The sequence below is a fragment of the Bacillus cereus group sp. MYBK15-3 genome, from assembly GCF_051916765.1.
In the GTDB taxonomy this organism is placed as follows: domain Bacteria; phylum Bacillota; class Bacilli; order Bacillales; family Bacillaceae_G; genus Bacillus_A; species Bacillus_A cereus.
In genome coordinates, this window is record NZ_JBQAHG010000001.1 from 620,767 (window position 1) to 633,549 (window position 12,783).

Genomic DNA, 12,783 nt, shown 5'->3' on the forward strand with positions numbered 1-12,783 from the left:
TTATTCCTCCAGTTTACGCAAACTCTTTTTTTCCTAATCGTTGTTTTACAAAGAAGACGAAAATAATTAAGGCTATCAATGCTGAAATTGCACTCCCTGAAAATAAAATACGATAACCAAACATTTGTGAAACAACTCCAAGTAAAATAGCACCTAATCCGATTCCTAAATCAAATGCTGTAAAAAATGAAGCATTTGCAACTCCTCTTTTACTCGGATCGACAATTGTAAGCATTGCCGCTTGCAAAGCTGGCTGCGCTGAACCAAATCCAATACCGTATAATGTTGCTGCGATAATTACACCTATCAAACCATTTGAAATAGTTAAAACAACTATAGCTAAAATAGTAATACATAATGCTGGAAGTATGATGAATACTTCTCCATACTTATCTAATAGTTTCCCTGAAATTGGTCTTACAATTGTTAATGCAATTGCATATACAAGAAAGAAAGTTCCCGGATTCACATGAATTGATGATGCAAATAACGGTAAAAAGGTTGTTATTCCTCCATATGCAAACGATAAAAAGAATACTACAATCGTGATTGTTAATACGGATTTCTCAAATAGCTGCATCTTCCCTTTTTCTTTTTGTGGCGTAAATGGCATCTTCGTTATTAATGATAATACGACTGCCATAAAAGATAACAACGTCGCTAATAAAAATAGACCATCAAATGAATAATTTTGCACAACCCATAATCCAATCATAGGTCCGATCGCCATTGCAATTGTCATCGCCATCCCATACCAACCCATACCTTCACCGCGGCGTGAATCTGGAATAATATCCGTTATTGCTGTTCCAACAGCTGTTGTAGAAACAGCCCATGTTACTCCGTGAATAACACGTAAAACAGCTAAAAGGACAATAGTCGATGCTATATTATAGGAATACATCGTTAAGCCAAAAAAGATGAGTCCGAAAATAATAAAGGATCTTCTACCATATTGATCTAACATTCCTCCAATAATCGGTCGTATTACAACCGCAGCTATTGTAAACATCCCCATCATAAGTCCAACTTGCGATTCATTGCCACCTATCTCTTTAATAAAGAGCGGGAGCGTTGGAACAAGTAAATAAAATCCTGTAAATAAAAATAACATTGCGAAAGTCATTTGAATAAATGATTTCGTCCATAATCGTTCCATAAAAATACCTCCATACACTCGTAAAATATTACGATTAACACCTTCATTGTATATTTTTTTTATCTATTTTCCCTCCGCAAATAGACGTATCTTTTCATATTAAATAGTCCACCATCAGCTTACATTAGTCTTAAGACTTTGTACGCATGTTTTAAACGAAAGTCCTATATATGTACCTTTATATGTGTGAAAAGAATATACTAATTTATTAACTCAACTTAGGAGTGAATATTTTATGTGGGTATTATTAAGAGTAACTGCCGTAGTTCCTTCGACTCCTGGGATACATGTTCCTGCAGTTCATACAGCCAGCTCCGATGTAGGAATTGAACTTCCCGCAACTTGGCAGCAATATCAAATTCCCGGTCAAGTTACCCCATCATTTTGGCATCATGGTACACACCCCAGTAGTACTCCCATTCATAGCCATAGTTATCCTCCACTACCTCAGACTCAAGTCTTTTATCATTTCCCTTCAATTTTTTTTCAAAATTTTCATGGTACGTTTAACATTTAATAGCTATCACTGTATTACCCCTACATTTTAATAAGGCGAACCGTTAATCCAGTTTCAACATAACAAAGTCGAATTCCTTAAATAAGAAATTCGACTTTTTAATTGTTTTCCAAACTAAAGTAACCGTTAAAGAAAGACATTTATTAAAGATTTGAATATAATTTTTACTTATTTAATACTTTATATGATTCATCATAGTTAGTCCCTTTGCGGGATAACCAACACATACCATCATTTGCAAGTAGACTTTTCTCTCTTTACGTTAATTCACTCTTTTTCTTCTATCCAGCCCTTAACATTACATTTTCTGTAGCAAAATGAAAAAAGCACTTAAGATTGTAATTCCCACAAATCTTAAGTGCTTTTTAATATTTTTATAAATTTTTCTTATTGTCCATTATTGGCAGGAACCTCTCCTGCATTTCCACCATTATTTGGTTGTACTGTTGCAGGTGGGGTTGGAGTTCCTTGACCTTCATTATTATTCGCTGGAGGTGTCGTTCCTTGACCTCCTCCGTTATTTGCTGGAGGTGTCGTTCCTTGGTCTCCTCCGTTATTCGCTGGAGGTGTCGTTCCTTGACCTCCTCCATTATTTGCTGGAGGTGTCGTATTTCCTTGGCCTCCTCCATTATTTACTGGAGGTGTCGTATTTCCTTGGCCTCCTCCATTATTTACTGGAGGTGTCGTTCCTTGGCCATTTCCATTATTTTGTTCTTCTTGTTTCTTTTGTTCTTCTTGCTTCTTAAGTTCCTCTTGTTTCTTTTGTTCTTTTTGTTCTTCTTGTTTTTTCAGTTCTTCTTGTTTCTTTAATTCTTCTTGCTTTTTCTCTTCTTCAGTTTTTTGCTGTTGATCTTGTTTTGGTTGCTCTGTTGTATCCGGTACGCTAGTATTTGGCGATGAATCACGTTTTTCACCTTTTATACGTAGCTCACTACCTTCTTGAATAACACTACTTGGCATTTTAAAGCGTGATTTATCTGTAGCCATTTCGCTCATCATTTCTTTAAAGATCAACTGTGCAATTTTCGTATTTTTACTACTAATATACTCGTCTTTACCATCTTTCATATACCCAGTCCATACTGCCATCGTATATTGCGGTGTATATCCAGCGAACCAACTATCACGAGTTGCACTTTCTGGAATTTTATATTGAGCTAATTGCTTTGATGAATAGTTTGTCGTACCCGTTTTACCAGCTACATCTAAAGAGCCTACATTTGCCGATGTACCAGTACCTGATGTAACTACAGAACGAAGCATATCAGTAATCATGTATGCGGTAGAATCTGTCATAACTTGTTTTGGTTTTTGTCCAAAACTTTGTGACTTACCGTCTGGATAAACGACTTTCTTAACAAAATGCGGTTTCGTATATTTACCTTCATTACCAAATGCCGCATAAGCACCCGCTATTTCAGTTGGCGATACTTCATTTGTACCAATCGCTGTCGATTCTGTCGGTGCTGTATTAAATGTAATACCTAGTTTCTCAGAGAATTCTTTCGATTTACTAATCCCTACTTCTTTTGCAGTTTTAATTGCAGGAATATTACGCGACATTTTTAATGCTTCACGCATTGTAATTGGACCCATATGACTTCTATCTGCATTTCGAACTTCTTGACCCGTTGAATACTTAAATGGAGAGTCATCGATTTGATGATACGTAGCCCATTTTAAATATTCAATTGCAGGAGCATAGTCGAAAATTGGCTTCATCGTTGAACCAGCTGCACGATCTAATTCAATTGCCATATTATGCCCTTTAAATACAGCTTTATTTTCTCCACGGCCACTACCTATAGCACGAACTTCTCCTGTTTTCGTATCCATAAATGTGAATGCACCTTGGAATTTATCGTTTGGATAATCAATGATATTATTATTTAAAATATTATCAGCAAGTTTCTGTGCTTTCGGATCTAACGTTGTATAAATTTCTAAACCGTCAGAACCAATATTAGCATCTGGCAATTCTTTTTCTACTTCTTTCACAACTGCATCCATAAATGCAGGGTATGGCATTGTTTGTAGTTGAGCTGCAGGCTTGAGTCCCTTTTCTACGTCAACTTTTATTGCTTCTTCCATTTCCTGTTTTGTTATATATCCATGTCGATTCATTAAGTTTAGAACAACATTTCTTCTTTCTGTTGCTTTTTGAACATTTTCTTTTTTCGTTGGATCATAGTTATTCGGTGCTTTCGGTAAACCTGCAAGCATCGCAACTTCTGGTAATGTTAAGTCCTTCAATTCTTTACCATAGTAGTTTTGTGCTGCTGTTGCGATACCATATGAACGATTACCTAAGTTAATTTTATTTAAGTACATCTCTAATATTTCATGTTTTGAATACTGTTGTTCTAGCTTATAAGCTAAATATATTTCTTGCGCCTTACGCTTTGGTGTTTTGTCCATTGATAAGAAGTAGTTTTTAATAACTTGCTGTGTTATCGTACTTCCACCTTGAGAGCCATAATCTCCTTTAAGACTCACTAAAACAGCACGGGCAGTACCTTTAAAGTCTACTCCGCTATGCTCATAAAAACGTGAATCTTCTGTCGCTAAAAATGCATTTTCTACTAATTTAGGTATTTGATCATACGTAACATTCGTCCTTTTTTCTTTTCCATATTCATATACCAAATCCCCGTTTTTATCATAAATTTTTGAGGATAACGGATTAACAAGTTTTGCTTTTTCCAGTTTTGGTGCGTCCTTAATCATTACGAAAAAGGTAGCAACCCCCGCCACTAAACCTACAATACCAAGTAATAAACAAGTAATTAAAAACTTGCGGAAAAATGATGTTTTACCTTTTGGTTTTTGTGTTTTAGAAGCTGGTTGTTTTTTCTTTTTAACTTGTCGTCGCTCCTCGCGAGAACGATAATTTTCTGACATGTTACTTTCTCCTGCCTTTCAATTCTCCCGTTGATTTAATTTAAAATATTGAGGTCACTTTCGTAAATACGTTTAGGCAAGAAAGTGTACTGACCTGGAGCATTCAATATTTTCCCAATTCACAGATTACAAATTTTAGAATGGCTCTTATACATACTATTTTCACTTCTAATTTTCTAATAATGCTGCCCCTTTTAGCATAATAATGAAAGAAGTGAATTTTTATTACCTCGTATAAATAATATACCTTTTTTTCAAATGGTCAATATTTTCTTATTAATAAATCAAAGGTGAAATAAAAATAGCATATCGATATGAACTTCGTGTGAACTTACTTATAATTACGTATAACCAATATTAAATATATTGAATATAGGTATAATACCTCTTTAATTATAAAGATTTCAACACCACAATACCGTTACCTACAAAGAATTATTAAAAATGAAAAATAAGGAGTTGCATAATAATGAAGCTATCTCCGGTTACCTCAAAAAATATAGTTGCTGTTGGTTATAATCCTTTTTCTATGATTTTGCGAATCCAATTAAAGCATGGTATGTATGATTTCTTTAATGTACCAGAAAGCATTTATACTGGCCTATTACATGCACAATCTAAAAGTTATTATCATAATACTTACATTAAAAATTCTTTCCGCCACACAAAAATTTAAACTTAACACCCACTAAAAAAGAAAGGAGGTTAATCCTCCTTTCTTTTAAAAACATTTGGCAGATGAATTATCTTCGATTTCTCTTATTAATTTCATCATATGCTTGAATTTGTTTTTTCAAACGCCGATCAGCTTTTTTATCATGCACTACAAGAATTGCGTGTATAACTCCTGGAACCCAAAATATTAATGTTAATATGAAATTTATGATTGCCTGAATTGGTTTTCCACAAAATAATACAGCAACAGGTGGAAGAAAAATTGCTAATAAATACATCATCCCTTGAAAACTCCTTATTTTGTATTTTATATATCACTTTTCAAAATATACGCAAAAAAACCTACTACCATTTTAATCTTAACCTGCCTCTAAAATCAATGTATCTCCTTCTATTTATATAAGTATTTCAGACTTTTCATTGTTTTCTAGCCTATTTTCTTCCTCTATTGCAGTTATTCCAATTGCGGAAATTAACGTTCCTATCGCTTGTATCCAAATACCAATGAGTGCAATGATTCTCTCATCCTTCTTATCAAAAAGACTATCTTTATTTTCTTTCTCATCTTTCAATACATTTAAAACACCTTGATACGCTTGTAATCCAGCTCCTAAACTTTGCATGGAGTTACCCAGTATAATAATTTTCTGTAATACATTTATATCCACCAAAGCTGCTTCTACTCCTAAAAAAGCACCAACCGATTGTAAACTGTTCCCTGTAATGATAAGATAATCATTTTCTTTCAATTGTTCATTTATATTAAAATATATTCCTATTACATTCGATATATTTCCTAATGCTAATAACTCAATTCCTATTTGATCAAGTAATTTACTTTGATTCTCTCTTTTTTCTTCCCCATCATCATAATTGCTCGCAATGATTTGTAATATATACCCGAGGGCTTGTAATGAGCTTCCTACAATAACAAGTTCCGATTCAACTTTCTCTTCTCCAATAAATCCTCTTGTCGTTCCAATAGCAGCTGTAAGATTCCCCCCTACTTGAAACCATGCCCCTGTCACTTTTAAACTGCTTGGATTCATTTTTATCACCTATTCAAATATTTTCTAAAGCTTTCAAAACAAACAAATCTCACCCTTAATCTTTTATTTTATTTTTCAGATGTAATTTTGTGAATGATATAATGTGCTACTAATATAAAAAGCACCTTAAAGGTGCTTTTTATACGCATGCTGGGCATGTCAATGAATCTCCATTTTTATCTATTGTTATATTCAATATATATTCAATCGCTTTATGTGACCAAGTTTCAGGTGTAGGCGATTCATTTATATATTGTGGCGCACATGACTTCAGCATTGGAGTACTAATACTCCCTCCAGGATCTAAAGCAACTACAGCCATGCCATGGGGTAATTCCAGGGCCATAGATTTAGTGATACCTTCAATTGCAAATTTCGAGGCACAATATGGCGCAAGCTCAGCTTCACCTTCTCTCCCCCAACTAGAACTCATATTAATGATAATTCCTTCTTTCCTAGCTACCATTGCGGGAACAAACGCTCTTATTACATTTACTACACCATTCACGTTTACATTCATTACATTTTCGAATTCTTGAGCCGTAATTTTCCAAAGTTGTGCATTTTGATTTACAATCGATGCATTATTTATTATCAGATCGGGAGCCATATGTCTATTAAGTATATAATTTGCCCAATCGTTAACTTGCTGAGAATCTGAAACATCAATTACTTGGAAATCATGTATTTTACTGTACTGTTTTTTTAGTTCTTCAATTTTATTTTTTGAACGTCCACAACCATATATGTTCCACCCTAATTCATGAAATCGATCAACCATCGCACGTCCTAACCCTTGTGTCACGCCTGTAATAATTACAGATTTACTAATTTCTTTTCGCTTCATTTCTCTCATCCTCCTTCCCTATATCTTACTCTCTTCATTTTTATTCAGCGATTTACTATAGTATCAACTCAACTCATACTTTAGTAATGGTTTTGATATTGCATACATAAGCAAAAAAAGTAACCATCATGGTTACTTTTTGCTATATATCTAAAAATTCATTATTTATTTCATTATTGTTTTTACATTTCAACTTCTCTTTTCCACATTTCTTACACTGGTAAATATAAACTACACCTAATATACCTTTTTTTAAAATCCTCATTATCCTGCATCTTAATAAAAATATATTTATGTTTACAATGCGATTCACCCAAATAATTTTTAAACCACTTTTTCAACACAACACATTCCACCTTTATGATAGAACCTTTATTTAGCTGCTTTATTACATACTTTTATTTAAATGTTCAATCTCATCTTGCAATTTTTTAAATTGCTCAAAATGCATGGTAATAGATTGGCTACTACCATAATCAACATTTTGTTTCACTAATATAACACCCGTGTCATGAAAAAGCGCTTCAAGTTCTTTCCTAATAGACACTTTCGCAATATGAGCTGTTTTAATTGCAGATAAAATTGCAATTTCATTAAACTTTAATTTTATTTCATTTGGACAAAATGCGTCTTCAACTAATATAACTTCATTACTATAAATTAATGCAACAAGATTACTTGATTTGGCATCTGTTAAATCAACTTTTTTCATAATATCTTTCATTACATTTTGCCTCCTTTATTTTCATATATATCAATTATACAAATTTTTTAAAAAAATTACTCAACTTTATTATATTAATTTTAACACACTTTTATTGAAATCCACGCTCCAAACGTTTTACTATTCCACAATTTTTATTGTATGAACCATCTGAACTATAACTCCATATAGTAATGTTAACAACTTATTATAAAGCAGGTGAAAATTATGCCATCAGTTGTAGGAAATTTAGTTGTACAAAATAGCAATGGATCATTTAACTTAGGTGATTTCTACAACGTATCTCCGAAAGAAAATACGAAAGCTTATAATGGTTCCGGCGCATCAAACGTTGGTTTTGTTGTTAATACTTTTAGCGGTGTTAGCGCGACCAATACATTTGATTCTGACCTTGCAGATCAAAACCAAGTGGGTACAGCCTAATCTTATGTTCAACTTTCTGTATAGAAAATTTTAATTTGTCTATACTATAATCAGGCTGTTTGACAGCTCTTGTCGATTTTGGAGTACCCTATCTTTTTCTCCCTTTCCCTGGGGCTCAGCAGCTAGCACGAAGCTAGCTGCTTTTTCTTGTATTATTTGTCTCATAAATCAGAAATAAAAGAAGCTGCCATTTAATACTCAGCTTCTTTTACGTTATTTCAATAATATCCATAGCGTTAAATACGTAAGTTTTATAAAAAGCGTCTGTACAAATTACAATTTGTTTTACCGGATTGATATGTACAACAGTCATGTAGCTTGTTAGTATGTAACCATCTTCAAAATATGTTACCAATATTTCTTTCTCAGACAGTAATGACGTTAATAATTTATCAGAAATTCTCTCTTTTGCTTCATTTGTTAAAAGCGGTTTTTGTACTTTTAATTTCTCTCCAATAATCTTTCTCATATTTAAAAGTTGTTCGGACATTACTGTAAACGGAACCCACTCTCTTTCTTCTTTTTGTATCTTTACATCGTTCATTTTTTATCTCCTTGATCATTTATACATTTATTTAGCCATACTATCCCTTAGTTATTTTTAATACTTACTAAACTCGAATTTACTTCTAAACTATAATTAGGTTACTTCTTAAAAGAACATTCGTTCCTATTATACACGAACTTACGTTCTTTTGAGAAGAGCCATACTTATTATTTCTTAACAAAAAACATAATTTTATTTATCTCCATACTTTTTTCCTTTATCAAATAAACTTTTCATTTCTTATATAACATGCATATAACAACTAAAAGGCGACTTCACCCAAAGTGAAATCACCTTTTTCTAAAAAATATTTCAAAGCTTATTTTTCTATCCTAACTAATGTTCTTTCTGGAATACATAATTCATCTATATTAAAATGATTTATTTTTAAGTTCAATTCCCCTACTCGTTCCTTATCTTCATCACCAACCCAACAACTAAATAATTCGAAATAGTCTCTATCTTCCGAATAACCTTCCATAAAGTTAAAAGTTTTTCTTTCGCTTCTTTTTTTCCTTTACATTTTGCCACTCGACAAGTTCAATTCCCCAACTAGTTGAAACCTCATATGTGTAATTTGTTTGGAATTGATAATCTTGTACAATTCCAAGCATACTTTCATCTGAAAAACACGGTCCAAAAACAATTAGATTATTAGAATCCGGATCCGTTAACGGAATTTCTACATTACAGCCTATGTAACTTGCTAAACTCATTTTATACTCCTCCAGTATTCGTATAAAAAATACTTCATAGTATATTTATTTACTTAAATATAAAATCCCTGCCTAAACGAAAAAGTTTTAAATTTTTATCGTTTATTAACCATCTATAACTGAAAACATATACTATGATGAACGAACTCACAAAGCATAAGAAAAGAGAGCATTTACAACACTCTCTTTTCTTACATACTCTATGGAACTTTACAAAACTGAATCAATGATTTTTATTATTATATTTTATTACATATACTTAGGTTGTACTATTATATGTAACTCTCTCTCTGTATCCGCTTTTTTCGGATGACGAAAATAATTAAGTTCGTACTTTAACACTTTATACTCAACCATCCCGATTTTAATCCCTTTCGTTTCTTTTAATATAGCTAATAAATCACTTACATTTTCATCATATGACTCAAAAATTTTCGCGCCGCCCTCTCCTTGAAAGATTACTTTCATATATTCTCCACCACCTTAATTTATTGATGTGGTAAATGACGCGTTTAAAACGATTCATTCTTTATCCTAAAATTTTCATATGAAAAAGAACATCCTTTCCAATCGAATGCTCAGCTTTTTACTAATTATCCATGTTAAATATTTATTCAAAAACATTATATGTATTATTTTTTAAATTATGTTCGATATCCATTATTAAAGAGTAAATATATGTAATAAACTTGCATAATGAAAACCGTAGAATATCCACTTTCGTTGAAATAATTATAATCCATAATTTTCCATTGTAATTCTTAATATTTAAATGTAATATTGTATTGTCTTACTATCTATTTATAACTCACACACTAATTAGAAAAAGGGAACTCTATATGAGTTCCCTTTTTCTAATTATGATTACAGTCATTATTTCTTTTCTAGAAATTTAAATGTATCTTTAAATTCTTTATTATTCACTTTAATATCAGCATCTTTCAATAAATCATTGACTACTTGTTGTTTCCATTTACCTGTCGTATCTTGTAGTCTTTGTTGTTCTATATCTTTACGAATTTTATCCTTTACTTCATCAAATGGCTTCAATTCTTTTTTATCCGTCACTTTAATAATATGGTAACCGTAAGTTGTTTTAACCGGCTCACTTACTTGGCCTGCATCTAATTTATACGCAGCTTCCTCAAATTCTTTCACTGTTTGTCCAGGGGCAAAACCAGATATTTCCCCGCCCTGTTCCTTTGAACCAGTATCTTCTGAATACTGTTTTGCTAAGGCAGCAAAATCTTCACCATTATTTACTTTCTCCTTTATTTCTTTAGCCGTTTTTTCATCTTTCACTAAAATGTGACTTACTTTCATTTCTGGTTTATAGTTATCTTTCACATCTTTATCTGTAACTGTTGCTTTAATTGCTTTCTCAAATGCAATTTCTGGCTTCATTTTTTCTTTTAATTCATCTTCATTTTTCAACCCAAGTTGTTCTAAAGTCGATTTAAAGTTTTCACCCATTTTGTCTTTTGCTTCTTCTACTTTCTTTTTTGCTTCCTCATCTGAAACTTTATATTTATCTAGCAATGCCTTACTTAACATCATTTGATATAAAGTACTTTCTCCATATTGTTGTCGTAATTCTTTACTTAATTCTTTCTCTGTAACATTTCCTACTTTTGATGTTACTACGTTGTCTGAGGAACCACATGCAGATAATGCTAGCATCATGCATGAAATAATTGTTCCAATAAATATTTTCTTCTTTTTCAATTCAAATACCTCACTTTTATCATTATGCAAATTAACTATACACAGTCATTGTGAAAACAGTGTGTTTTCTACATGTAATTCATTTCATATGAGTTGACTATGTATCATGTATTTTCATTTTTAAATATAAAGAGCCTTCTTACTATGCATAGTAAGAAGGCTCTTTATATAATTCTCAAAAAAATATAGCTTCTATAGTTGCTTAATAATTACATGTTTTTCAGGTATCCAACTATTCTGTCCGATATCTACCGCATTTCCCACTCTACCCCACACTCGAAAAGATGTCGATCCATCTATGTTTCCTTTATAATTCATACATTCAGGCTCTTCATAATAATTTACTCCGTAACCGACAGGATATTTTGAAGTTGCATAAAACCATTTCACATTAAAATGTTTTAAATATACCCACTGCTTATCGTTCCCTAAACAAATCATATCTTGCTCACCGCCTCCCCAATAACCTGCTAAGATTAAATATGGAATTTTTTGAGTGAGTGTACCTGTAAATTGAGGATTCATGGGGTTTTCATATAAATTTATTCCATATCCATCAGGATATTTCGAAACTGCAATACCAATGCCATTCGGTTGCTGTGTATACACTATGTTAGATTGATTTGCTTTGTTCGAATTTATAAACCAAGAAAGTGACTTATTTCCTACTAATCGATTCAGATCACATTTCCCAATCCCAGGAACATTCCCTGAATCCGTATATTGCCACATATCGCATGGATATGCTGGCTTATTCCCTCCATAACGAGGGATCCATACGAAATCAGCTTCAATATTACGTGCTCCAAATGATAGATACGTGTGATGCCCTACATATAATCCTACTTTTTCCGCACCTAAACGGCGTAATTCATCAATAAATGCCTGTGTCCCGCCTTGCATATCTACCATCGTTTGAACTTCTACGTCCGCTACCCAAAACTTAGCAGATTGATCACCACGATTCCAAAAATCTTGTGCCTCTTTCTTTGCATCAGCAATAGATATAAAACGGCAAAAAGCATAATTACCAAATGGGATACTATGCTTTTTCATTTCACTAACATAATTTTGATACATAAAATCCACCGTATTAGAGCCATCTTGAACTCTAGCAATCACTAAATCTAGCTGAGATGCTGCAATATCCCAATTGATAGTTCCATTCCATTTTGAAATATCTACAATATACCCCATACATTCCAGCTCCTTTTGAATGTCTTATTCATAGCTTGTTTTATTGTAAGCCTCCTCTCTCTAAAACTAGCTATCTATAATATAAATAAAAAGAATCTTTACCGTTTTTCAAAATATATTCTCTTTCAGAAATATTTTTATTAGCTTTAACATGTATGTCACAAAAAATATTCTCATATTCGAAATATACCTTACTATTTGTTATGTAGTCTCATCCTATCAATTTAGGTATTGAACATTTTTATAGATATTAGAAAAAATCCTCTTATATTATTAACTTAAAACTTCCAGTATCAATTCCCT

Annotated in this window: 15 protein-coding genes and 1 pseudogene; 3 read left to right on the plus strand and 13 right to left on the minus strand. The window is 32.4% G+C overall.

Features of this window, described 5'->3' with window-relative positions:
• Positions 1-13: 13 nt before the first annotated feature.
• Complete coding sequence (locus ACTFR8_RS03105; protein ID WP_000440665.1) at positions 14-1,159, minus strand: MFS transporter; 1,146 nt, start codon at positions 1,157-1,159, stop codon at positions 14-16.
• A gap of 235 nt (positions 1,160-1,394) precedes the next feature.
• On the opposite strand from ACTFR8_RS03105, the gene ACTFR8_RS03110 reads away from it, so the two are divergent.
• Positions 1,395-1,676, plus strand: coding sequence for a hypothetical protein (locus tag ACTFR8_RS03110; RefSeq protein ID WP_000270093.1), 282 nt, complete (start codon positions 1,395-1,397; stop codon positions 1,674-1,676).
• Between the two features lie 387 nt (positions 1,677-2,063).
• Here ACTFR8_RS03110 and ACTFR8_RS03115 read toward each other — a convergent pair whose 3' ends face one another.
• Positions 2,064-4,577, minus strand: a complete 2,514-nt coding sequence (locus ACTFR8_RS03115; protein ID WP_144608094.1) for a transglycosylase domain-containing protein — start codon at positions 4,575-4,577, stop codon at positions 2,064-2,066.
• Between the two features lie 469 nt (positions 4,578-5,046).
• On the opposite strand from ACTFR8_RS03115, the gene ACTFR8_RS03120 reads away from it, so the two are divergent.
• Positions 5,047-5,253, plus strand: a complete 207-nt coding sequence (locus ACTFR8_RS03120) for a KTSC domain-containing protein (RefSeq protein WP_000777843.1) — start codon at positions 5,047-5,049, stop codon at positions 5,251-5,253.
• Between the two features lie 67 nt (positions 5,254-5,320).
• On the opposite strand, the gene ACTFR8_RS03125 is transcribed toward ACTFR8_RS03120, so the two are convergent.
• From ACTFR8_RS03125 to ACTFR8_RS03145, 5 genes and pseudogenes are all read right to left on the minus strand, one after another.
• The gene (locus ACTFR8_RS03125; RefSeq protein WP_000990219.1) at positions 5,321-5,533 is read right to left on the minus strand and encodes a YqaE/Pmp3 family membrane protein; all 213 of its coding nucleotides are present in this window, start codon (positions 5,531-5,533) and stop codon (positions 5,321-5,323) included.
• Between the two features lie 114 nt (positions 5,534-5,647).
• Positions 5,648-6,301, minus strand: coding sequence for a DUF6944 family repetitive protein (locus tag ACTFR8_RS03130; RefSeq protein WP_001070044.1), 654 nt, complete (start codon positions 6,299-6,301; stop codon positions 5,648-5,650).
• Between the two features lie 139 nt (positions 6,302-6,440).
• Positions 6,441-7,148, minus strand: coding sequence for an SDR family oxidoreductase (locus tag ACTFR8_RS03135; protein ID WP_000823068.1), 708 nt, complete (start codon positions 7,146-7,148; stop codon positions 6,441-6,443).
• Positions 7,149-7,290: 142 nt separating this feature from the next.
• Positions 7,291-7,492: pseudogene (locus tag ACTFR8_RS03140) on the minus strand (hypothetical protein).
• A gap of 44 nt (positions 7,493-7,536) precedes the next feature.
• On the minus strand, positions 7,537-7,872 hold the full coding sequence (locus ACTFR8_RS03145; protein ID WP_000651907.1) for a hypothetical protein: 336 nt from the start codon (positions 7,870-7,872) through the stop codon (positions 7,537-7,539).
• A gap of 207 nt (positions 7,873-8,079) precedes the next feature.
• Here ACTFR8_RS03145 and gerPF point away from each other — a divergent pair, with 207 nt between their 5' ends.
• Entirely contained in the window at positions 8,080-8,295 is a 216-nt protein-coding gene (gene gerPF / locus ACTFR8_RS03150) for a spore germination protein GerPF (RefSeq protein ID WP_001141569.1), read from the plus strand.
• Positions 8,296-8,503: 208 nt separating this feature from the next.
• Here the strand turns inward: gerPF and ACTFR8_RS03155 are convergent, their stop codons facing one another.
• From ACTFR8_RS03155 to ACTFR8_RS03180, 6 genes are all read right to left on the minus strand, one after another.
• Complete coding sequence (locus tag ACTFR8_RS03155; protein ID WP_001999741.1) at positions 8,504-8,839, minus strand: YolD-like family protein; 336 nt, start codon at positions 8,837-8,839, stop codon at positions 8,504-8,506.
• A 322-nt stretch (positions 8,840-9,161) separates the two neighbouring features.
• Positions 9,162-9,323, minus strand: coding sequence for a hypothetical protein (locus ACTFR8_RS03160; RefSeq protein WP_165851656.1), 162 nt, complete (start codon positions 9,321-9,323; stop codon positions 9,162-9,164).
• Positions 9,324-9,327: 4 nt separating this feature from the next.
• Positions 9,328-9,558, minus strand: coding sequence for a hypothetical protein (locus ACTFR8_RS03165; protein WP_000050518.1), 231 nt, complete (start codon positions 9,556-9,558; stop codon positions 9,328-9,330).
• A gap of 249 nt (positions 9,559-9,807) precedes the next feature.
• Entirely contained in the window at positions 9,808-10,026 is a 219-nt protein-coding gene (locus ACTFR8_RS03170; RefSeq protein ID WP_000864279.1) for a hypothetical protein, read from the minus strand.
• Between the two features lie 405 nt (positions 10,027-10,431).
• Entirely contained in the window at positions 10,432-11,283 is an 852-nt protein-coding gene (locus tag ACTFR8_RS03175; protein ID WP_000727342.1) for a peptidylprolyl isomerase PrsA, read from the minus strand.
• Positions 11,284-11,475: 192 nt separating this feature from the next.
• Positions 11,476-12,480 carry a glycoside hydrolase family 25 protein gene (locus ACTFR8_RS03180; RefSeq protein ID WP_000540659.1) on the minus strand — a complete coding sequence of 335 codons (1,005 nt, stop codon included), beginning with the start codon at positions 12,478-12,480 and terminating at the stop codon, positions 11,476-11,478.
• Positions 12,481-12,783: the final 303 nt, after the last annotated feature.